The sequence below is a fragment of the Microvirga roseola genome (genome assembly GCF_020866965.1).
GTDB classification, from domain to species: Bacteria; Pseudomonadota; Alphaproteobacteria; order Rhizobiales; family Beijerinckiaceae; genus Microvirga; species Microvirga roseola.
In genome coordinates this window covers 1-21,372 of the sequence record NZ_JAJATX010000029.1, presented here as the reverse complement: position 1 = coordinate 21,372, position 21,372 = coordinate 1, and the positions used below count along the sequence as shown (strand labels likewise).

Annotated in this window: 17 protein-coding genes; 3 read left to right on the top strand and 14 right to left on the bottom strand. The window is 61.5% G+C overall.

The window, feature by feature from the left end; all coding sequences use genetic code 11:
• The first annotated feature begins 193 nt into the window (after positions 1-193).
• The gene (locus LG661_RS15840) at positions 194-406 is read left to right on the top strand and encodes a hypothetical protein (protein ID WP_230532863.1); all 213 of its coding nucleotides are present in this window, start codon (positions 194-196) and stop codon (positions 404-406) included.
• Between the two features lie 383 nt (positions 407-789).
• Here LG661_RS15840 and LG661_RS15835 read toward each other — a convergent pair whose 3' ends face one another.
• The 10 genes from LG661_RS15835 to LG661_RS15790 form a co-directional block, all read right to left on the bottom strand.
• Positions 790-1,887 (bottom strand): isocitrate/isopropylmalate dehydrogenase family protein, encoded by a 1,098-nt coding sequence (locus LG661_RS15835; RefSeq protein ID WP_230532862.1) that lies wholly within the window; start codon positions 1,885-1,887, stop codon positions 790-792.
• A gap of 10 nt (positions 1,888-1,897) precedes the next feature.
• The gene (locus LG661_RS15830) at positions 1,898-3,259 is read right to left on the bottom strand and encodes an MmgE/PrpD family protein (protein ID WP_230532861.1); all 1,362 of its coding nucleotides are present in this window, start codon (positions 3,257-3,259) and stop codon (positions 1,898-1,900) included.
• A 383-nt stretch (positions 3,260-3,642) separates the two neighbouring features.
• Complete coding sequence (locus tag LG661_RS15825; protein ID WP_230532860.1) at positions 3,643-4,338, bottom strand: FCD domain-containing protein; 696 nt, start codon at positions 4,336-4,338, stop codon at positions 3,643-3,645.
• Positions 4,339-4,545: 207 nt separating this feature from the next.
• A complete protein-coding gene (locus tag LG661_RS15820; RefSeq protein ID WP_230532859.1) occupies positions 4,546-5,937 on the bottom strand; it encodes an MmgE/PrpD family protein in 1,392 nt (463 codons plus the stop codon).
• 58 nt (positions 5,938-5,995) lie between these two features.
• Positions 5,996-7,510 carry a tripartite tricarboxylate transporter permease gene (locus tag LG661_RS15815; protein WP_230532858.1) on the bottom strand — a complete coding sequence of 505 codons (1,515 nt, stop codon included), beginning with the start codon at positions 7,508-7,510 and terminating at the stop codon, positions 5,996-5,998.
• Between the two features lie 51 nt (positions 7,511-7,561).
• Positions 7,562-8,047, bottom strand: a complete 486-nt coding sequence (locus tag LG661_RS15810) for a tripartite tricarboxylate transporter TctB family protein (protein ID WP_230532857.1) — start codon at positions 8,045-8,047, stop codon at positions 7,562-7,564.
• Between the two features lie 26 nt (positions 8,048-8,073).
• Positions 8,074-9,027, bottom strand: coding sequence for a Bug family tripartite tricarboxylate transporter substrate binding protein (locus LG661_RS15805; protein WP_230532856.1), 954 nt, complete (start codon positions 9,025-9,027; stop codon positions 8,074-8,076).
• 169 nt (positions 9,028-9,196) lie between these two features.
• Positions 9,197-9,955 (bottom strand): SDR family oxidoreductase, encoded by a 759-nt coding sequence (locus LG661_RS15800; protein ID WP_230532855.1) that lies wholly within the window; start codon positions 9,953-9,955, stop codon positions 9,197-9,199.
• 269 nt (positions 9,956-10,224) lie between these two features.
• Positions 10,225-11,319: an AbrB family transcriptional regulator gene (locus LG661_RS15795; protein WP_230532854.1), complete on the bottom strand. Its 1,095-nt coding sequence runs from the start codon at positions 11,317-11,319 to the stop codon at positions 10,225-10,227.
• Positions 11,310-12,689 carry an MmgE/PrpD family protein gene (locus LG661_RS15790; protein WP_230532853.1) on the bottom strand — a complete coding sequence of 460 codons (1,380 nt, stop codon included), beginning with the start codon at positions 12,687-12,689 and terminating at the stop codon, positions 11,310-11,312. Before LG661_RS15790 ends, LG661_RS15795 begins: the two co-directional genes overlap by 10 nt.
• Before the next feature lie 176 nt (positions 12,690-12,865).
• On the opposite strand from LG661_RS15790, the gene LG661_RS15785 reads away from it, so the two are divergent.
• Positions 12,866-14,242, top strand: a complete 1,377-nt coding sequence (locus tag LG661_RS15785; protein WP_230532852.1) for an MmgE/PrpD family protein — start codon at positions 12,866-12,868, stop codon at positions 14,240-14,242.
• 136 nt (positions 14,243-14,378) lie between these two features.
• Here LG661_RS15785 and LG661_RS15780 read toward each other — a convergent pair whose 3' ends face one another.
• The 3 genes from LG661_RS15780 to tcuA form a co-directional block, all read right to left on the bottom strand.
• The gene (locus LG661_RS15780) at positions 14,379-15,347 is read right to left on the bottom strand and encodes a Bug family tripartite tricarboxylate transporter substrate binding protein (protein ID WP_230532851.1); all 969 of its coding nucleotides are present in this window, start codon (positions 15,345-15,347) and stop codon (positions 14,379-14,381) included.
• A gap of 79 nt (positions 15,348-15,426) precedes the next feature.
• The gene (gene tcuB, locus LG661_RS15775; RefSeq protein ID WP_230532850.1) at positions 15,427-16,584 is read right to left on the bottom strand and encodes a tricarballylate utilization 4Fe-4S protein TcuB; all 1,158 of its coding nucleotides are present in this window, start codon (positions 16,582-16,584) and stop codon (positions 15,427-15,429) included.
• Complete coding sequence (gene tcuA, locus LG661_RS15770) at positions 16,571-17,959, bottom strand: FAD-dependent tricarballylate dehydrogenase TcuA (RefSeq protein WP_230532882.1); 1,389 nt, start codon at positions 17,957-17,959, stop codon at positions 16,571-16,573. Before tcuA ends, tcuB begins: the two co-directional genes overlap by 14 nt.
• A 425-nt stretch (positions 17,960-18,384) precedes the next feature.
• Between tcuA and LG661_RS15765 the strand changes: the two genes are divergently transcribed.
• Positions 18,385-19,065 carry a GntR family transcriptional regulator gene (locus LG661_RS15765; RefSeq protein WP_230532849.1) on the top strand — a complete coding sequence of 227 codons (681 nt, stop codon included), beginning with the start codon at positions 18,385-18,387 and terminating at the stop codon, positions 19,063-19,065.
• Positions 19,066-19,622: 557 nt separating this feature from the next.
• On the opposite strand, the gene LG661_RS15760 is transcribed toward LG661_RS15765, so the two are convergent.
• Entirely contained in the window at positions 19,623-20,567 is a 945-nt protein-coding gene (locus LG661_RS15760) for a DMT family transporter (RefSeq protein ID WP_230532881.1), read from the bottom strand.
• Positions 20,568-21,372 lie beyond the last annotated feature (805 nt).

Sequence of the window (21,372 nt, the reverse complement as noted above, 5' to 3'; positions counted from 1 at the left end):
ATTGCGTGCATGGCCCCACTGACGACATGGAATTTCAATATCGGGCGCTCATCTGCTAACGAGATTGCGTATTGACGCCGTTCATACCCCGTGGCGCGGCAATTCCCTGGAAAGGGGGATGTCCCCCTCACCTGAGGGCCGCTGGAAACAGGGGCCCTTTCCTTTGCCGGTCAGCACGTCAGGGGCGAGTTCGATGGTGGGCATCGCGGCCGAACAGATCGAAGCGGAAGCCCGGAGGCTGCTTCGCGAGACAATCGAGCGATGCGGGTGGTACCCTGCCCTGCCCCCGGAGCAGCGGCGTAGGTCCATCGAGCGGGATGTCGAACAGCACTGGCATGTCATGAGCTCGGAGGCGGCAAAGCGGCTAGTGGCGCGTCTGGGCGAGTCGCCCTCCCCCTGCGACTGATTGATTGCGTCGTCGTGCGTTTCCAGCCTGATCCAGCATGGCGATGAGGTGCGGAGAGACAGATCTCGTTAGCATGGCATCCATTGGACAGGTCCGGAAATCCGCCAGAGGTCAGCCGCACTGCGGCCGTAGCGATCGCGCCAGTTCCCGTATGACCTCATCCTAGATCCCGAGATCATTAGCCTCCTGCTCGTCATCGGCCGCCTCGGCGGAACCGGACGCGGCAGGCTGACCGGCACCCCTCCTGTCCGGAACGGCGGTTTCGTCTGGCATTGAACCGGATGTGAGCCTGTTCTCCAGAAGGTCGAGCAGGCTGTTGAGGGCCCTGTCAACACTCGCAGACCTTCGCTGTCGTCTCTAACACCTGTTCGCCGAAGACCTGTCTATGCGGCGGGGCGGGATGCCTCCGCCGCCATGGCCCTCAGGATGCCCTGAGTCATCTCGCTCGTGCTTGCCGTGCCGCGGATATCCGGCGTCCGCGTCGAGGGCTCACTCAGAGCTCTCACGATCCCGTGCTCCATGAGAGCGGCTGCCTCGACCGCTTCTGGAACTCCGCGCTGGCGACCAAGCCAGTCGAGCATCATGCGGGTCGATTCGATCATGGCGTAGGGATTGGCGATGTTCTTGCCAGCAATATCGGGGGCCGAACCGTGAGTCGCCTGGGCCATGGCGATGTTGCCGTCGCCGATGGAGAGGCCCGGAGCCATGCCGAGACCGCCGACGAGGCCGGCGGCTTCGTCGGTAAGGATGTCACCGAACATGTTCGTGGTAACCACGGTATCGAACGTTTGCGGGTCGCGGACGAGGCGCATGGCGAACGTATCGACGATCACCTCATCCACAGTTACATCCGGATATTCCTGAGCGGCGTGGTAGCATTCCTCCACGAACATTCCGCAACCGAGCTTGAACACCGTGTTCTTGTGCACGAGCGTCAATCGCTTGCGGCGGGATCGGGCGATTTCGAGTGCCGCCTTGGCGACGCGGTAGCTGCCCGCCCGTGTGATGACACGGACTGAGATCGTAACATCCTCGGTCGGACGGAACTCGCCGGAGCCGGCGACCACGTTGCGGTCCGGCTGGAATCCTTCATTGTTCTCCCGCACAATGACGAGATCGACACCATCGAACAGGCTGCCGAGATCCGGATAGGATCGCGTCGGGCGCACATTGGCGAACAGGTTGAAGTGCTTGCGCAGGATCGGGTGTGGATTGATCGCACCCGGAACCTTGGGATAGTCGCGATGACCGATGGGTCCAAGAATCCATCCGTCGAAGGTGGCGAGCGTCTCAAGGGTGCCCTCGGGTAGGGTCGAGCCGTGCGTATCGAGGGCGGTTCGCCCGATGGGCATCGGCCGCCAGTCGATCCGCAATCCCGTGAGCTCCGCCGCGGTTTTCACCACGTCGACGGAGGCTGGGACGATCTCGTGGCCGATATCGTCGCCCTTGAGAATGCCGAGGGTCAGGTGGGCCGATGCCATCGTGTGCTCCTTATGCGTTTGTCGTGCCGTTCGGGACGGTGAGCCGGGCGATCTCCGCGGCGTTCGACCGATCCGCGAACTTCCATGCCGCCTCGAGGAGACGAGCCGTTTGCGCTTGGCCGAGAACAGGTTCCGTCTGCTTGATGAACTTGCGGTCCAATTCTTCGTTGGTCAGTGGGCGGTCAAGGCTTCCGATCGCATGCTCGATGCGCCGTGTAACCTTGCGGCCATCCCTAAACATCACTGTCATCTCGACCTGGTCCTCATGGATCGACTGATCCGTCTCGGCCGTCACACGGCCGCGCATCTGGACGATGGCCGGATCATTGACGGCCTCGTCGGTGAAAGCCGTGGGAGTGCCGTCGCCGCGCAGCAGGGCCGTGGCGGCCGCATGGAACACGCTGAACTTGCCCTCGAGCCCGGTGCGTGGCGCCGTTTTGCCGGTCAGCTCCAGAACCAGGGGATGGGTTCTGAGGGACACGCTCTCGATGTTGTTGACCTCGTCTCCGACCTCATCGCGCAGCTGGATGCAGGCGTCGATAGTGGGATGAATGACGATGCCGCAGGCGAAGGGCTTGTAGCTGTTGAGTCCAGCTTCCCAAAACTGGCCGAGGCCCTCCGTGATTTCGCTGTAGTCCTGCTTGGTCGAGGTCACGTTCGCCCAGCCGCGCGGAGCTTCGATGCCGCGCTCGGAGCTGTCGAAGCCCGCCTGCGCGAGGAACGCCGCCATGGCGCCGTTCTGGGCGGCACGTCCGGGATGGAAGCTTTTGCACATCGTGCCGAACATCTCGCGCAGTCCCGAGGATTGGGTGGCTGCGATGCCGAATGCCCACGTCATGTGCTGCTCATTGAGGCCCAGCAGCCGTCCGACAGCAGCGGCAGCACCGAACACACCTGCGGTTCCGGTGATATGCCAACCACGATCGTAGTGATCGGGATAGACGCTGTTGCCGATCCGGCACTCCACCTCGACGCCGACGATCATCGCCGCCAGCAGATCTGCGCCGGAGACCGGCTTCATCTCTGCGATGGAAAGCGCTGCCGACGCGACCGGGCCTGCCGGATGGATGATGGTCTTGAGGTGCGTGTCGTCATAGTCGAGCACATGCGAGCTGATGCCGTTCATGAGCGCGGCATGCAGCGCATCAAGCCTGTCGGCGCGGCCGATCACGGTCGCCTGCGCCGGCCCTGAGAAGAGCCGGACCGCCTCGAGCGCACGGTCCACCGTCTCATGCGTTACGCCGCCGACGGCGCATCCAAGCCAGTTGACGAATGTGCGAACGCCCTGTTCACGTACCTCCTGAGGAATGTCATCGAGCCGGCATCCCACTGCCCAGCGCGCGAGCGTCCGTGTAACACCTTGGTCAGCCATGATATCTTACCTCTTGATGCGACGGGTTGCGCCGTCATTGATAGTGGTGGTCAGGCTCACGGCGCACGGACACGCCGCACCATCCCGACCGTTTGATTTCTCTGCTCGATTCAGGTCCGAACGACTAGGTCTGAAAGTTCTTGTTCAAGTCCTGGGCTGGAGCGTGTTCGGATTTAAGTGTCGTCTGCGTGGGCAGTCTGCTGCCTCTTCGCGGACTTGCGCCCCCTGCCTGAAGATGCCCCTGCCACGCTGATAACCCGGTTTGATTTGCCCTTCTCTGGATGGGCTCTGCATCATTCCTGTCTAGTCCGCAGCAGTCAACAGAAAACTGTCGACAATCCTGGGAAAGCTAGCTAAACCGGAACCGGCTCGTCGGTACGACATCACGTCAGCTCATCGGCTTCTGACTTCATGAGTACGAGCAATCGATCCTTAGCCTGAATCACGTGGGACCTGTGGGCCCGATATGCGCGTTCGGGATCCCGTGCTGCGATGGCGGAAAGCATTTCCCGGTGCTCGAGGTTGGAGACCGCGAGGCCACCTCCCTGAACCAGACTGCGAGCGCGGAACAGGTGCAGCTTCTTCACGAGGCTGCGATAGTGCTGCGCAAGAGTGGCGTTTCCGGCCGAATCGATGATGTATTCGTGGAAGGCGAGGTTGAGCGGGTAATAGCCGTCGAAGTCCTGGCGAAGCGAGGCCTCCTCCATATCTTTGACAAGCCCGTTCATGTGCCTGATCTGCTTTTCCGTCACCCGCTCGGCCAAGAGTTGCCCTGCGAGACCAAAGAGAGCTGCGCGAACTTCATAGATTTCCAGTGCTTCCTCGATGGACAACTGGCGGATGAACGAGCCGCGATTGGGGATCGAGACCACGAGACCCGACCCTTCCAAGGCCCGCACGGCCTCGCGGATCGGGCCGCGGCTTGTGCCTAGCCTCAGGGCCAGCTTGTTCTCGTTGATCCGCTCGCCCGGAGCGAAGCTGCCGTTAAGAATAAGGCGCTCTACTTCGCGCTCGACCGCTGTCGTAAGCGACGAGGTCCGCAAGACGGCTAATTCCTGAGTAGGCGTGTTTTGAGTCATGATATCACCTACAACTGCTCCCGGCGCTGTTGTCAACTGTCGACCAGCGGCTACGGCCCCCTGCTGTCGCAGGTCTCCCGGCAGAGTATTCAACATCCCGCTCCGGATGCGCCACAGAGGAAGGCAATTGCGCAGCAGCACAAGTCGCCTCTCACCCACTACTGTAAGCATCATGGCGCCGCCCGACTGGGCGGCACCACCATTCGCCTAACCTCTGAACTTCTCGATCCCTTGAAGATCCGGTGCGTCGAATAGGCGCTCGCACCACTGGGCCAACGCCTCAGATTGCGGCTCCGTCCACCCACCGTACTGCGTATTGGCTCGGAATTTGGTGAGCAGTTCATCCCGTGTCAGGGGCTCACGCGCCCCGCCCCGCATATGCGGTTGGCGTGCCTCGCGAATGCTGCCGTCCTTGAGGGTCACGATCACGGTCCCGGTGTAGTTCCGAGGATATTCGTCCTCCGGGTCAATTTCGTAGTTCACCTTTTCGGCGAGATCGAGCACCTGCGGATCAGCGATCCGCTCATCAGTGAACTGCCCCAGACCGGCGGCGCAGTCGACAAATCCTACGGCGACTCCGAATGGTACGCTGAACTTCGCGGAATAGGGAGTTGAGGGCCGCCGCTTCTCTGCAAGTGGCTCCCACAAACGATGCACCGTTCCCTCCCCGACTTTGCACAGGACCCTTTCGATATGCTCAGGCTCCACGCCTTCGCGGGCGAGGCGGATGGCGCAGTCAATGAAGGGCTGCACCATCGTCCCGCAGGCGTAAGGCTTGAAGGCGATCCGCGCGGCCTTCCATTCCTCTCCAAGACCTGAGGTGATCTTCGAGTAGTCCGGCGGGATTTCCGAAACGCCGAAGGCGTAGAAGAAGCCGTGCTCGCCCTCGAAGACGGTGCGCGGTCCCTTAAAGCCGGCGCGGCCGAAGAGGGCGGCCCGAAGGCCCGCCTGCGCCGCCCATCCGGGGTGTATGCGCTTCGTCCATGTGCCTTCCGCGAGATATTCGATGATGCCCGATGCGAAGCTTGCCGCGACGCCGAGACCGTCGACCATCTGCGCCGGGCTGAGCCGCAGCGCCGCGCCGACACCGGCGGCAGCGCCCATGGATCCGATGATGGCCGTAGGGTGGAAGCCAGCGCGGTGCTGCGCCGTCGGTGCAACGACCGCCATGCGGCACATGAGTTCCGCGCCGACGGCGATACCGCGCAGCGCATCCTCTCCGCTTCGGCCATACCGCTCGCAGGCTGCAAGAACCGCCGGCACGATGGCGGCGCTGGTGTGGACCGGCGTTCCCTCGAAGGTATCGTCGTAGTCCTCACCATGGGAGGCGGTGCCGTTGACGAGCGCTGCGCCTGCGGCATCGAAGCCCCGTGCATGGCCAAACGCGGTGCAAGCCCCCTCTCCTTCCCATGAAGAAACGATGGCCTGCACATAATCCTCGTGGCGCGCGGAGACGCTCAGCCCCACATGGTCTATAAGGGCAGAGGTTGCCGTCTCCTGCAACTCCTTCGGCATCGCGGCATTGTCCAGCCCACAGGCCCAGGCGGCAAACTGCTCCGCAATCGCCTGACCCGCGGGAGGCGTGTTCTCTTTAGCCATATCATTCTCCCTATAGTCCCAAAGGAGCGCCGAACTAGCGCCTCTTCGAATGATGCGCTCAATGAGCCTGCGAAGCCGGTATGACGAGCGGCTTTCTCCAGCGCCGAATCTCGCGCACGGCGGCAACGCCGATAATGAGAGCAGCACAGGTGAGCAGAGTCAGGCTGACGCCGTCCTGCAGGAAGACGATGTGGTCGCCGTTGGTCATCAGCAGAGCACGCCGGTAGTTGGACTCGATCATGTAGCCCAGCACGAGACCAAGGATCAGCGGTAGATGCGGGAAGCCGAGCACGCGCATGATGTAGCCCACCACGCCTGCAGCCAGCACCACCCACAGGTCGAAGAGGCTGTGATCGATTGAGTATACGCCGGAGACAACAAGGCCGAAGATGGCGGCCATGAGATACGGCTTCGGTCGCTTCACTAGCCAGATGCACGGCCCCAGGATGACGATGCCGAGGAGGAGCATCATCAGGTTGGCCGTGAACAACCCACCGAAAAGGCCATAGACAATTTCCGGGTTAGAAGTGAACAGCAGCGGCCCGGGTTGCAGACCGTGAATCAGGAAGCCGCCGAGAAGGATTGCCGTCGAGTTCGAGCCGGGAATACCGAAGCTGAGTGTCGGAACAAGCGCGGTCGCTGACACGACATTGTTGGCCGTTTCAGGAGCAATGACGCCCTCTTCCGAGCCATGGCCGAACTTCTCCGGCTCCTTCGACCAGCGGCGCGCCTCGTTATACGATAGGAACGCCGCGACCGAGCCGCCGGCACCGGGGATGGCACCTTCGACGGCTCCCAGCACGCAGCCAATGCCCTGAGCACGACGCAACCGCCACAATGTTGGCAGGGTCGGAAGCTTGAGCTTTGCACGGCCCGTGTCCGGCTTGGCTCCCTCGCGCCACCTGTTCTCGCCAGCCTGAACCATGAGCTCGGAGACGGCAAAGATGCCCAGCATGATGAGAATGAAGTGAATGCCTTCGAGCAGGTTCGGATTGCCGAACGTGAAACGGCTGACGCCGGAGATCGGATCGGTTCCGACCGTTGCGATCATCATGCCGAGAACGCCAGCGATCAGCCCCTTCAACAGCGCTCCCTCGGAGAGCGAGGCGATGACGCTGATGCCGAGAATGCCCATGGCAAAATAGGCTGGCGGTGTGAACAGCAGCGCGAGGCTGGACAGCGGCTCAGTTAGCGTTGCAAGAAGAATGAGACCGAACAAACCGCCGATCGTCCCGCCCACGAGCGAGAGGCCGAGAGCCTCGCCCCCGCGGCCCTTCATGTGCATGGCATAGCCATCGATGGTCGTTGCCGCGGCGGCGTTCGTGCCCGGCGTCCGGATGAGGATCGCCGGAATGGATCCTCCATACTCAGCGCCGACATAGACCGATGCTAGAAGTACGACAGCTACCAGCGGCGGCAGGTTGTAGGTGAACGGAAGCAGCAGGGCCATTGCGATCGACGGCGAGATGCCCGGAAGCGCTCCACCGAGAATGCCCCACAGGACGCCTCCGAAAGCCGCCGCCACAACAGGCATCGTTGTCACGGCTTGCAAAGCGTAGGAAAGGCCTTCCATCAGAAACGCTCCGATAAAGAATTGAGAGATTTGCGCCTAACGAGATGGCGATCAGCCGATGAGTTGGGGCCAGAAGCCGGCCGGCAGCGGCACATCCAAAAGGCGTACGAACAGCAGGTAGAAGAAGCCGGCACCCAATATGCCGAACACGATCAGGCTGAGAGAGGGACGCTTGCCATTGTAGACAGCCACAGCGAGGAGCAGCAGTCCGACTGACAGCATATAGCCGAGATATGGCATGATCAGAAGGTAAGCCGCTCCAAGAGCGAGCATCCCAGCTGCCCGGAGATGGATGAACTGGTCAGCCGCTCGCGGTTTGGGTTCGGCGGCTACGACGGGTCCGGTCGCCCGCATCGCAAGTAGCGACTGAGCGATTAGACCCGCCGACAGCATGCCGAGTATCACGGCGAGAAGTTTCGGCAGACCGTCTGCCCCGACGGTTCCGCCAAGTCGGCTCTTTGGGATCGCATCCGCGGCGAACCAGAAGACCACGGCGAAGATGAACAGCAGGATTGCCGTGACGAGAGTGCCGCGCATGATTGTACTCCCAAGAGGTTCGACAGTTAGTCCGTGGTAATGCCGTACTTCTGGAAGAAGTCCTTCTGGCCCTCGGCGAACTCCGCCGTGAACTTCTTGTACTCCTCCTGGTTCATGTAATCTGGCACGAGGGCGTCCTTCTCGTACCAAGCCTTGAAGTCAGGCGACTCGAGCACCTTCTGGATCGAGTTCTCCCATGCGGAGACGACATCCCTGGGCAGCCCCTTCGGCCCTGCGATTCCGCGGAATTTGCGTACGACGAGGTTGATGCCCTGCTCCTTCGCGGTCGGAACATCAGGGAACTGCTTGAGGCGCTGGTTGGTATAGGTGGTGATCAGCCTGATCTTGCCCGCGTCGATCTGGCCGCGAAGTTCGGCAACTTCGCCGATGCCGACATTGGCGGTACCGTTCAGAACGCTCAGCATCACGTCGCCGCCGCCATCATGGGTAATGATGGTCATTTCCGTGCCGGTCTCGGCCTTCAACTGCTCCATGACCTGACGGTCGAGGGAGCCGGGCGTGCTCACGGCGACACGAACCTGGTTCGGACGCTTCTTTGCGTCTTCAACCACTTCCTTGAGATTCTTGTAGGGGCTGTCCGCACGAACGAAGACGATCTGCGGATCCTGGAAGAGGTTCACGACCGGGTCGAGATCTTGGTAGGTCTTCTCTGGCTTGCTGAGCAGAGACGTGTTGATGTAGCTCGGCGTTGTTCCATAGAAGACGCTGCCGTCGGCCGGCGAATTTGCGAGGTAAGCGACTGCCTTTGCGCCAGCACCGCCGCGCACGTTCTCCACCGCGAAGTTCACGCCCATGATCGGCGAGAGGTGCTTAACCAGTTCGCGCAGGAACACATCCGTTCCGCCGCCAGGGCTGGAATGGGTGACGAGCTTGACTGTCTTGTGCGGATATTCTGCGGCGAGCGCAGACTGCGCCAGCAGGCCGACCGCCGTCAGGCCGACGCAGAGTACCGTTTTCATTCGAGAGAATCTCATACTTTCCTCCTAGCTTCGGGTGCAGCTGCCTTGGCCGGCAATCTTGGTCGACCTGTAATCTGCTGACTGTCGACAATTCATATTCGCACTGATTTTTCCCTCAGTGCAAGCTCCTTATTGCTCCTTCGAGCAATTCAGCGATGCCCCTACAGGCTTAAGGCATAAATAGTCCGCCGCTCACATGAACGGACTGGCCGGTCATGAACCCACCTGTCGGCAGGCAAAGTGTGCGGACCACTTCAGCAACGTCCTGCGGCGTGCCCTCACGCCCGACGAGCGGCTGCCCGCCACCGGGCAGTGACGCGCTGTGGCCCGACGTTGCAGAGCGCTTGCCGCCGATCTTCCCGGGCACGACGCAGTTCACGGTGATCCCATGCTCGGCGAACTCGACCGCGAGGGCCCGGGTCAGACCCGTGAGGCCTGCCTTGGCGGCAGCGACATGGGCGCGATTGAAAGCTCCCGTATGCGCACTCACGCCACCGATGTTGATGATGCGGCCGTGCCTCGCTTGAACCATGTGCGGGAGAACCGCGCGTGAGGCGAGGAATGCCCCTTCTAGGATCACGCTTGAAATTTCACGCCAATCGGCAAGGGTCATCTCCGTAAATGGGACCTCGCGCCTGATGGCGGCATTGTTGACGAGCATGTCGATACGGCCGAACGTTCCGGCGACCTTCTCGACCATGGCAGCAATATCCTGCTCGTTAGTCACATCGGCAAGATGGACAAGCGCACTTCCACCTGCTGCTTCGATTTCGGCTGCTGTGGCCTCAGCCTCGTCGCGGGACGATCTCGCATTGATCACGACTGCGGCACCCTCGCGGGCAAGGGTCAGGGCAATGGCTTTGCCGATGCGGCGAACGCCGCCTGTTACGATAGCAACCTGTCCTTCGAGCGGTTTCTGATCGGTCATTCTCTCCTCCCGACTGACGTGTCAGTTCACATGACCTGCCGTTCGCCTTTTGGGGTGCAAGCCTGACTGATCGACAGACAGTGACAGCTTAGAAACTTTCTACCGGGGATCTGTGGCCCTGCAGAGCAGGAGCCCTCTAGTTCCTCGGGCACATTCTTTCGCGTGCGTTTGCATACAACCGTATTCATTTCTGCTCGTCAAGTGCGCCGGCGGCATTTGTGCGATGTAGTGTGGCTTCTGGCCTGCACACTCCTGCAGGAAGAGTTCCCTCAGCTCGACTTCGTGCGCCCGAAGATCGCCTCAAGCATGGCAAAAAGGCCGATCCGCTTGAACAGGCCATAGAAATGAAGCGTGAATGCATTCACCAGGAAGGCACGTATGACGTGGAAGGCGGTCACAAGGGCAACATTGAGATGCAGAACCTGGGCGGTGAGCGCCATCTCCGCCATTCCACCGGGGGACGATGCAAGGGCAGCGCTGGCGATGTCGATGTCCGTGAAGACTGACAGAAGACCAGCATAACCGAAGAGCAGCGCGGCGAGCAGGATCGTGAAGATGCTGCTGATAAGGGCGAGGCGCGGCAGGCGGACAATGTTCTCGCGACGGAAGCGCGACCCGATCGAAATGCCGATGAAGAACTGGCCTAGAGAGAACAGCACGCCGGGCATCCGCCCTATGAGAATATCGCTCGCCGCGAGACACGCCGCGCCGACGATTGCGCCGACGGTCCAGGGATTGTTGAACCGCAGCATCCGCGTGACGGCGACGCCGGCAATTCCCGCCATCAGGGCGATACCGGCCTGAGGCCATGAGAGGCGAACCTGCGACGCCTCGTTGATCAGGCCTCCGTCGATTCCCAGCCCTATGATGACGGGCGGCATCAGACATACGAGCAGCGCTACCCGCAGCGCCTGTGACAGCGCAATGAGTTCAGGCTGTGCGCCGACACTCACGCCGACATTCGCCATTTCGGAAAGACCGCCCGGCGTCAGTGAGAAGAATGCGGTCTTGTGGTCGATCCGGCCGACACGCGCGAGCGGAACGGACAGGACGGCCGAGAGAAAGATCGCCAGAAGCGCCGTCAGAACCATCAAGGGCGCCCAAAGGGTGATCGTCTGAAGCGCCGCAGCAGTCACGTTCAGGCCGACGCTCGTTCCGGCCACAGCCTGGCCCAGACGGCGTCCGAGCGCCGGCGCGAAAACCGGAAAGCCTGCGATGGAGACAAGTGCGGTAGCGATCAGCGGACCGAGAACCCAGGCCAGAGGCACGTGAGCCCAGGATGCCAGCAGGCCAAGTCCGACAGACGCACCAAGGCCGATCAGCGACTGCCAGGGCGGGAGACGCCTGGGAATGTTCAAGCGCATTGGGCGAGCAGGTCGCGTACGTCGTCGATCCGGTCGAGGCGCCAGACCGCTTCGCACAATGCCCTGGCCCGCGCCTCACCGATCACGGGCACGGCATTGGCCAGGAACTTCCTTTCGATGGCATCGTCGGACATGGGGTTATCAACCGTTCCGCTGGCATGCTCCACCAGGTGCTCGTAACGCTCGCCCGAGCGCGTCACGACAGCCGCCCAGGCCTGATCCCGGCGCAGGCTCTCGTCCATGTGGGCGCTGACCTTGTCACGAAGGGCCGCAACCTCCGGATCGAGCGCTCGCTTGTCCGTGTACTGAGCGATCCCTGCCGTGCCGTCCAGGAACGAGACCGCAGCGGTGTGCGACAGGCTGAACTTCGATTTCAGCCCGGTCTTCGGATCGGAAACCCCGGTGATCGTGACCGCGAGCGGATTGACCCGCAACTCGATCGACACGACCTCCTCCGACTTCGGCACTTTTCCCGCCAACGCGATCATGGCGTCGATGGTCGGGTGCAGAACGACCCCGCAGGCATAGGGCTTGTGTCCGTTGCGCGTGATCTCCCAGCGTTCGCCCAGCCCGTCGAGAATTTGCTCCGGCGCGGCCTCGCTGCTGTAGATCCGGCAGAAGCCGCGCTTTCCTTCCAGAATCTCACTGGAGCTGTCGAACCCGTTCTGCGCCAGCAGCGCCGCCAGCACTCCGTTGGAGGCAGCCTTGCCCGCGTGGAACGACTTGCACATTGTTCCACGGTTCTGCTGCATCCCGGCGGCCTGCGTCGCCGCGATCCCGAGCGCATGGGTGAGCTGCTGGGCATTCAGCTCAAGCAGCCGGCCCGCTGCCGCTCCCGCTGCGATGGAGCCAAGCGTTCCGGTGAGATGCCATCCGCCCGGATGGTGCTTGGGAGCCCCCTGCCCCGTCCGGACCCCGGCCTCGAAGCCGGCGCAATAGGCGGCGATCAGATCACGGCCTGCAATCGGTCTCTTCTCCGCAAGGGCAAAAAGTGCAGACAGGACGGGAGAGCTCGCATGGAGCACCACGCCGCCCATATGCGTATCGTCGAAATCGAGGACGTGACCCATCTGCCCGTTTGCGATGGGTGCCTCGAGCAAACCAAGTTTCATTCCCCGCCCGAGCACGGTCGCCTGCGGAGCACTTCCGACCGCGCCAAGGACGGTGAGCAGTTTGCTGATGGTGGGATGCTGGCTTCCTGCCAGCGCGCATCCGATCCAGTCCAGAACACCCCGCCGACCCTCATGCACAGCATTCTCGGGGAGGCTCTCGGCGGTGAACGAGGCCAAGAACTTACAGAGGTCACTGGTGACGTTCAGATTGAGGTCTGCCGCCCCGTAATCCATGCGGGTTGCGGACTGGCTGCTCATGTGACCTCCCTCGTCGCTACAATTTTCAGGTAATTTCCCTAGCGCTTTGTCCTCATTTGTATACGTTAGCATCCGACATTGGCAAGAACAGCGCTCCCGAAAAGGGAAACAAGGGCAGGCCACTCGGGTCCATTTTGCTGGGGAGCGGGTGAAGGGAAGAAACGAGGGACATTTCGATGAATGCACATTCCAGCAGTGACATCTCGCAGGAAGCCTCCGTCCTATCGGAGTATATTTCCGCTACGCTCGACCGCGAGTTGCCATCGGATGTCGTGGTGAAAACGAAGCATCACATCCTGGATACGCTCGCCGCCATCCTGTCGGGGTCCCGCCTGCGCGCGGGACGGCTCGCCGCCTCTTATGTCGAGCCGATCGGCGGCGCTTCCGAGGCCCTTGTCATCGGAACCCGGCTTATCGTTCCCGTCGTGAATGCAGCCTTGGCCAATGGCATGGCGGGTCATGCCGATGAAACGGACGATTCGCATCTTGCCGGTCGCTTTCATCCGGGTTGCGGTATCGTTCCGGCGGCCCTCGCCATGGCCGAGAAGCAGGATCGCAGCGGGCGGGATTTTCTTCGCGCCGTCGCTCTAGGGTATGACGTTGGGGCCCGCACGACCATTGCCCTAGGGCTGCATCGGCCGGATACATCGCGGCACAGCACCCATAGCCTCGGGCCAGCCTTCGGAGGAGCCGCCGCGGCAGCTGCGATCCTACGTCTCGATTCGACACAGGTACGTCATGTTCTATCCTACTCCGCCCAGCAGGCATCCGGCATCCCGTTCTGGCAGCGGGACCGCGAGCATGTGGAAAAAGCGTTCGACTTCGGAGGTATGGGAGCCCGCAATGGGGTGGCCGCCGCGACTATGGTCGCAGCCGGGTTTTCCGCCGTGGACGACCCCTTCTCCGGAAAGCACAATCTCTTCACGGCCCTTGGAGAGAACCCCGATCCCTCTCTCATGACTGCCGAACTTGGCTCACGCTACGAGATCATGCGGGCCTCGATCAAGAAATGGTGCGTTGGCTCGCCGATCCAGGCGGTGCTGGACGCTGCAAGCTTCTTGGTCAGCACCCACAGCCTGCGCGCCGACGACGTGAAACGAATCGTCATTACCATGCCCGACGACCGCATTCATATCGTCGATAACCGGACGATGCCCGATGTGTGCGTGCAGCATCTCGCAGCATTGGCCATTCTGGATGGCACCATCACATTCGAAAGCAGCCATGATCACGACCGGATGAATGATCCGGCAATCCGGGCCTTGCGCGGGCTCATCGAACTCGTTCCGAGCGCGGAGCTGACCGCAGCTGTTCCAGCAAGGCAGGCGATCATGGAGATCGAGACCACAGACGGTCGCCACCTGAGGCATCACGCCCAGGCTGTTCGCGGCACCCCCGAGAATCCGATGGACACTGAGGAGATCGAAGCTAAGGCGCGCGATCTCGTCACGCCCATCATCGGGGCGGACAGAGCCAAGATGTTGATCGAGACCGTAAACCGCCTGGAAGAGGTGCGGAGCATTCGACACCTGCGGGAGCTACTGACAGCGTGATGACGGGCTATGGCCCTGTACTATTCACCTTCATCGACAGGGAGAAGTGATGCGCAGGAAGCGCGTCACTTCTCTTTAGGGAGACGGAGGACTGGAGGAATTGGTGCCGGTCAGCCGTCAAGCACCACATCTCTTATCACTTCGTCAATCCGACGTCCTTGAGCACCGCTGCGGTCCGGGCCTGTTCATTCTTGACGAACTCGTCGAGGGCAGGACCGGCCAGAAAGATATTTTCCCAGCCACGGGTTTCGAGCACCTTCTTCCAGGCATTGGATTCCACAAGATTCTTGAACATCTTCGTCAGGCTCGCCCTCTCCTCGGCTGAGATGCCGGGCGGGGCGACAATCATCCGCCAGTTGGACAGCTCAAGGTCAATGCCGTTTTCCTTCAGCGTCGGCGCTTCGACACCCGGCAGACGCTCCGGCGAGGAAACCGCCAGCAGGCGCAGCTTGCCAGCCTTGATCTGGCTCATGAACTCACCGAGCGAATTGATGCCCGCCGTCACCTTCCCGCCAAGAAGCGCACCAAGTGATTCACCGCCGCCCGAGAAGGCAATGTAGTTGGTCTTCGTCGGGTCCGCACCGACATTCTTCGTGATCAGAGCCGCCAGAATGTGATCCGGCCCACCGGCCGATCCACCCGCCCAAGTCACCTTGGACGGATCGGCTTTGATCATCTCGGCGAGCTCCTTCATTGATTTGACGGGCGAGTTCGTCGGAACGGCGATCGCCTGCCACTCGCCGGTGAGACGGGCGATTGGCGTAACCCGGTCCAGGGTGACTGGTGCCTTGTTGGTGATGATGGCGCCCACCATCACATACCCGCTCGCCATGAGTTGCGTCGGATCGCCCTTTGCACCATTGACGAACTGGGCAATGCCGATTGTCCCGCCGGCGCCGGGAACGTTGGTAACCTGTGCCGAGCTGGCGAGACCGGCATCCGTCAGGGCCTGTCCGACGGAGCGCGCCGTCTGATCCCAGCCGCCGCCGGGGGCAGCGGGCGCCATGATCTTGAGGCTGGGTGCCTGTTGCGCGAAAGCGGCTGATGAGAGTGCCGCGCTGGCGGCCAGCACCAGGCCGGCAAGTGTTCTTCGGGTAAGCGTCATTGTCGTTTCCTCCTTTACCGAGGCCTCTTCGACCTGGGCATCCTTATTGAGCCGGCATCCGGCCCGAATTCTTTTGCGTTCAGGTTCCCGGCTTCGGATCGGGGATGGCCAGGGCTCGAGCCTTTGATGGCGTTGGCTCGTGGAGCGCTCGGCGCTCCTTGGCGTAGCGAACCAGCGCACCGAAGCGATAGATGCCGTGGACGAACTTGCCGTATGGCAAGGTCACGAAGAAGCCGAACACGAAGCCCAGATGAAGGGCGAGCATCGTGCCCATGGCCGGCGTCGCGCGCAGTACCAGCAGCAGCAGACCCGTCAGGCTCACCAGGAACAGCATGGCCGTAAATGCAATCTCCATGCCCCAGCGGCTCTCGTCCTTGAGCGCCTTGTCACGTTGGACCTTTGCCCAGATCAGGCCTGCCGGACCAATCAGCAGCCCGATGCCCCCCAGCGTGCCGAGTACCACAGGCAGGTCATACCAGGCATAGGGAGCGGGATGGCCGACAATGTAGTGGTAGAAGGTCGCCGTGCTCGTCGAGGCGAAGCACAGGAGAAACCCATAGAAGGTCAGGTGGTGGTACATCCGGCGCCGGTCGGTCGGACGCTCATCTTCATTGAAGCAGCCTGCGCCGCCGCCATCGAGATAGCGCAGCTGCATCGTATCCTTGATGGCCTGCCACACTGTGACCTTATTGGTCAGGGTCGCCGAGGTCTCGCCGATATCGCGCCAGAACATGCGGAAGCCCATGATGAGCGCCACAATCGCGTAGAGGAACGCAGCTCCGAAGATCGCAACCATCGTGTTGTGGGGCATGAGCCGGTAAAAGGAGCCCGGACCGACATGCGTTCCGAACATCACTGCCGGATCGGTGAAGGCCATCATGCCGAAGAGAAAGGCTCCCACGCTCAGGGCGGTGATGAGGCTGACGGCCATTCCATTGCGCTCGAAGAGTGGAGCCAGAGCTTTCGGCCAGACATAGAACTTATAGGAGTCATTGCGGACTCTCGCCAGCGTCTGAGGCACGTTGACATTGAACTCGTGCGGTGGCGAGAACTGGCAGTCGACATAGCAGGCGCCGCAGCTATGGCAGAGATTGGCCAAGTAGTTGAGGTCGCCATCCGAGAAGGCCCTCCGCATCTCCATCGCCGGGAAAACGGCGCACAGCCCCTCGCAGTAGCGGCAGGAGTTGCAGACCGTCATCAGACGATCAGCTTCGTGAAGAGCGTCAGTTGCGTGCATTTCTGGCAGCCTCCCGTCCGGCAACCCGCCCAAAGACGCTGCCGATGGTCATTCCGATGCCGGCGGCATAGCCTTTGCCGAGCACATTGCCGGCCATGATCTCGCCGGCGGCGAACATGTTGGCAGATGGGGTGCCGTCGGCCATGATCATCCGTGCCTCCTTGTTCACGCGCGTGCCGAGGTAGGTGAAGGTGATCCCCGGACGGACGGGGTATGCGTAGAATGGAGCGGTGCGGATGGGGCGTGCCCAGTGGCTCTTGGGAGGGATTAGCCCTTCCGTCCGGCAGTCATCCAGGATCGTGTGGTCGAAGATTCCAGGCCGGACCGCCTGATTGAAGCCTTCAACTGTTCGCTCCAGAGCCTCCGGATCGAGCCCCAGTTTGCCGGCGAGCTCTCGGACTGTGTCCGCCTTCACGGGCGGGTAGAGAGAAGGCATGAAGAGTTCGAGCGAGGGCTCATCGAAAATGATGTAGGCGATCTGATCGGGTTGGGCGGCCACCAGACGGCCCCAGATTGCATAGCGCTTGGGCCAGACATCCTCGCCCTCGTCGTAGAAACGCTCGGCATGCTTGTTCACCACGATGCCGAACACAACGCAGTCGAGGCGGGTGATAATGCCGCCATCAAACTTTGGGGCTCGCGCGTCGATGGCGACCGCATGGCACTGAGTGGGATCGCCAATCTCCTGCACGCCCTTATTGAGAAGCATCTTGAGCATGGAACCGCGGTTGTAGGGCGTACCGCGGATGAGAAAATTATCTGCGACGTCGCCCCAGTACTGCTTTAGCCACTCGATGTTCGCCTCGAAGCCTCCGGCAGCCGCCACGAGCGTGCTCGCGCGTACATCTACCTCGCGACCGGCATAGGAGACCGTGGCGGACAGGAACATGCCGTCCTGAATGTCGAGTTCAGTCACCTCCGCATCATAGAGGATTTCGATGCCGAGGCGCTCGGCCGTGAGGTAGAGGGCATTCAGCATCGACCGCCCTCCCCCCAGAAAGAAGGAGTTGGTACGTCCGAGGCTCAGGGTTCCGCCGAGAGAGGGTTGCCAGCGGACCCCCTGTTCAACGATCCAATGCAGGATTTCCTTGGACTCGCGAATCATGAAGCGGGCGAGTTCCTCGTCCGTCTGGCCGCCCGTGACGCGCAGGAGGTCCTCCCAGAACTCCTCTTCGGTATAGGGACCCGTCAGGATCTCGGTGGCCGTGTCGTGGGCGCAGCGCATGTTGCGCGTGTGGCGGGTATTGCCCCCGCGGTAGAACTTTGGCGCGGCTTCGAGAATCAGTACGGATGCACCGCTCCGGCGCGCGCTGATCGCGGCACAAAGCGCCGCATTGCCGCCACCAACGACCAGAACGTCGTATCGTCGGCTCAGCACCTCACGCAGGGCATCCGTGCGGCCAGTGCCATCGGGAGACAGATTTGCACTTTTGGGCAGCGCTGAGTCGCGGGGCAGGATCACTGCATCCTTCATCGGCTTAGATCTCGATCATCGTGTTCTGGGACGCGCCACCGGCAGAAAGACTTTGCTCGACTGTTAGCCCCTTCCGGGCAAGGCCGCCGCCGCGGCGGCTCGGGCACGTGTTAGTCGCCTGCGGGCGCATATCTGGTACTCGAAGGCATTCCGTTTCCCATCTGACTCATGCTCGAATCACAAATCTGACCGCCCTCCACGCAAGCGCCGCATTCATGTAACTCTATATCGCGTACATTTGCATACAAAAATATTCAAATCGTTGGTTTGGTCAAGGCAAGTTTGAGGGTATTAAATGTTCGGAGGAACCACCCTCCGGAGCGCGAATGTCGGATCAAGCATCGAGCGGTTTGCAACTCGTCGCCCGAGACACGGGTCTCCCCCTTAGCGAGGCCGTGTTCCGCTCTCTTCGCCAAGCTTTGCGGGCTGGCCTCTATCGGCCCGGCGACAGGCTTCGGGAGGAAGAAGTCGCACAGCAGCTGAAGGTTAGCCGGACTCCGGTACGGGAGGCTCTCGGGCGCCTCATGGCCAAGGGATTTGTCACACCCGCCAGCGGCCGGGGCCTCATCGTCCGGAGTCTCGATACCGCTGAGGTGCTTGAGCTTTACGCAATGCGTGAGATCCTGGAGGGCGCAGCCGCACGGCTTGCCGCCCAGCACGCTTCCCAGCCCGAAATCGATGCGCTCGTCGACCTTGAGGAGGCCTTCGAGGCGCACAGCGACGACGCTGCCGAAATGGCTAGGCTTAACTGCGTGTTCCACGAGGCGATTTTCCGTGCCGCCCGCAACCGCTATCTCGACAGCGCCCTGCAGGAACTGCAGGACGGGATCGCCCTCCTTGGAAACACCACGTTCAGCATCACGGGTCGGCCGTTCACGGCCGCCGAAGAGCACCGCGCCCTCATCCAGGCCATTGCCGCGCGTGAACCGGACACGGCAGAAAAGCTCGCCCGAACCCACATCCAGGAAGCCCTCCGCTCACGCTTGAAGCTGCTGCAGGACCGGTAAATGGCGAGGAGCAAGTTGTGTGGTAGCATGTCTGGTCGGACAGGCGGCTGCCGGAAGGTCATTGAGCTGACGCAGGAGTTTGGCCGAGACACCGGATAGACCCACACCGGTCCTCAGACACCCCACCNACAGGCGGCTGCCGGAAGGTCATTGAGCTGACGCAGGAGTTTGGCCGAGACACCGGATAGACCCACACCGGTCCTCAGACACCCCACCACGAGATCAGGCAAGAGGCTTTCACACGGACATATGTTTCAAAGTTGCAGATGTGTGGGACGAACTCTGCCAATCACCCATCTGCTCAGACTGCTGGATGCCTGCTGTTTCTGAATGTCCCATGCAGTCTGTGGCGCTCCCAAACTCTTAGCGCAGGGTTCCGGGAAGATTCTGCGATGACCCCATCTGCTGGTGTTCAGGTGCACGGGATTGAGGATACCCTCAGGAAGGCCCAGCGCGCCGCTAGCTGCACTTCCGGCAATGGCTCAGACGGGCTGGGCTCAAGGAGGCTCCTCCTCCGAAAGCCAAGACGCAACCCGCCCTCCCCTTGCGCCTGAGCCCTAGGCCTGATCAACGCGGGCGGCTTTCGAGCGCCGCTCGCGGTGAAGAATAAACAGCCCACTGGCCACGATGATCGCTGCTCCAGCCCAGGTCCAAGCGTCGGGCAGTTGCCCAAAGACGAGGTAGCTGATCAGTGTAGCACCAAGAATCTGCCCATAGGTGAACGGCGAGACGAATGCCGCCGGTGCCAATTCGAAGGCGCGGACCAGGAGGTAATGGCCAACGCCACCTGAGACGCCAATCCCGATGAACACCAGCAGGTCCACGGGCTCTGTAGGCGTTCGCCAAATGAAAGGCAGGGGTATACTCATCAGCACGAAGCCAACGAGGACCATATAGGTGTTTGATACGGCAGCTCCATCATGCTGCGCCAGCTTGCGGGACATCAGCTGAATCACGGCAGAGACAGCTGCATTGACGAGCAGCAACGTGATCGCCCAATCCTGGCCACCCACTCCGGGACGCACCACCACAAGGGCTCCGATGAACCCGGCACCGACTGCAAGCCAGCGGACGAGGCGGACCTTTTCCTCCAGCACCAGCGGAGCCAGCGCTGTGACCATGAGCGGTGCCGAGAAGCTGATTGCCGTCGCGGTTGGCAATGCGACAAATCCAAGGGCGTAAAAGGTCAGGATGGCCGATGCGCAATGCAGGCTGGACCTGATGAGCTGCATCGACAGCCGCGTTGACCGGAGCAGATCGAGGCCATGGTGAGGGGCAAAGACCAGCAGCATGAACAGGAAGTGCCCGGCATATCTGGCCCAGGTAATCTGAACGACGGAGTAGCTGCTGAGGAACTTGGCACAGGCATTGATGATCGGCAAAACCATCACCGCCAGCACCACAAACAGAACCGCTCGCTCCAGATTGTCAGAAGGGTTTGCAGTCCGTGCCGGAACACTCGTCTTGAGGCTGCTGAGCGAAGTTGACTCCTGATGGCACATCACAGGGTGGCTCGACCACGGAAGTCCGCCGGACACTCGCACCACAAGACCTGTGTCCAAATCATCTCTTTGCTCCTGCAGATTCCGTCGGAGTGGTGGAAGCTGCCGATATCTGGCGAAGCGCAGATGGCTGGCGCGCCAGAAGCAGAGCAGCGTACTCCGTCAGGAAACAGGCTGGACGGGGAAGAAATCAGCCGAGCAACAAAGCTAATCCACTCAGGGGCAGACGTATCATTCTCTTTCGCCATGACCCCATGCACGTGACGCACAGTAAATCGTCCGGAGTGCCGATCGGAGCTTTTTCCGCCGTGGCCCGAAATCTTCGTCCACCCCGCCGACAAAGAGAAGCGCCCTGCCGGAGCAAAGGCGCTTGAGGTTCAAGGGAGGACCATCCTCAGCCCTTCAGCTGGGAACATCAGAGATGCCTGATTTGCGAGGAGCTGGCTGTGCCCGCAGGGCCACAGGGAGCCCTGATGTGCACCTTGTATTGCGTGCAATAGCCCGTTTACGACATGGAATTTCAGCATCGGGCTCGTATTTGCTAACGAGATTGCGCATTGGCGCGGTCACACCCGTGATGCGGCGATTCCCTGAACAGGGGGATGTCCCCCTCACCTGAGCGCCACTGGAAACAGAGGCTCTTTCCTTTGCCGGTCAGCACGTCAGGGCCGAGTTCGATGGGGAGCAGCGCGGCCGAACAGATCGAAGCCGAGGCCCGGGCGCTGCTTCGCGAGACGATCGAGCGCTGCGGGTGGTACCCTGCCGTCTGCTGACTTCTCCGCCCCGATCACGGGTCTTGCGACCC

What these genes read in the sequence shown, in the direction of transcription:
- LG661_RS15785 (WP_230532852.1), top strand. Translation starts at nt 12,866, where the DNA reads ATGAATGCACATTCCAGCAGTGACATCTCGCAGGAAGCCTCCGTCCTA.
- tcuB (WP_230532850.1), bottom strand. Translation starts at nt 16,584, where the DNA reads ATGCACGCAACTGACGCTCTTCACGAAGCTGATCGTCTGATGACGGTC.
- LG661_RS15820 (WP_230532859.1), bottom strand. Translation starts at nt 5,937, where the DNA reads ATGGCTAAAGAGAACACGCCTCCCGCGGGTCAGGCGATTGCGGAGCAG.
- LG661_RS15765 (WP_230532849.1), top strand. Translation starts at nt 18,385, where the DNA reads ATGTCGGATCAAGCATCGAGCGGTTTGCAACTCGTCGCCCGAGACACG.
- LG661_RS15760 (WP_230532881.1), bottom strand. Translation starts at nt 20,567, where the DNA reads ATGTGCCATCAGGAGTCAACTTCGCTCAGCAGCCTCAAGACGAGTGTT.
- LG661_RS15830 (WP_230532861.1), bottom strand. Translation starts at nt 3,259, where the DNA reads ATGGCTGACCAAGGTGTTACACGGACGCTCGCGCGCTGGGCAGTGGGA.
- LG661_RS15810 (WP_230532857.1), bottom strand. Translation starts at nt 8,047, where the DNA reads ATGCGCGGCACTCTCGTCACGGCAATCCTGCTGTTCATCTTCGCCGTG.
- LG661_RS15795 (WP_230532854.1), bottom strand. Translation starts at nt 11,319, where the DNA reads ATGCGCTTGAACATTCCCAGGCGTCTCCCGCCCTGGCAGTCGCTGATC.
- LG661_RS15805 (WP_230532856.1), bottom strand. Translation starts at nt 9,027, where the DNA reads ATGAAAACGGTACTCTGCGTCGGCCTGACGGCGGTCGGCCTGCTGGCG.
- LG661_RS15825 (WP_230532860.1), bottom strand. Translation starts at nt 4,338, where the DNA reads ATGACTCAAAACACGCCTACTCAGGAATTAGCCGTCTTGCGGACCTCG.
- LG661_RS15790 (WP_230532853.1), bottom strand. Translation starts at nt 12,689, where the DNA reads ATGAGCAGCCAGTCCGCAACCCGCATGGATTACGGGGCGGCAGACCTC.
- LG661_RS15835 (WP_230532862.1), bottom strand. Translation starts at nt 1,887, where the DNA reads ATGGCATCGGCCCACCTGACCCTCGGCATTCTCAAGGGCGACGATATC.
- LG661_RS15800 (WP_230532855.1), bottom strand. Translation starts at nt 9,955, where the DNA reads ATGACCGATCAGAAACCGCTCGAAGGACAGGTTGCTATCGTAACAGGC.
- LG661_RS15780 (WP_230532851.1), bottom strand. Translation starts at nt 15,347, where the DNA reads ATGACGCTTACCCGAAGAACACTTGCCGGCCTGGTGCTGGCCGCCAGC.
- LG661_RS15815 (WP_230532858.1), bottom strand. Translation starts at nt 7,510, where the DNA reads ATGGAAGGCCTTTCCTACGCTTTGCAAGCCGTGACAACGATGCCTGTT.
- LG661_RS15840 (WP_230532863.1), top strand. Translation starts at nt 194, where the DNA reads ATGGTGGGCATCGCGGCCGAACAGATCGAAGCGGAAGCCCGGAGGCTG.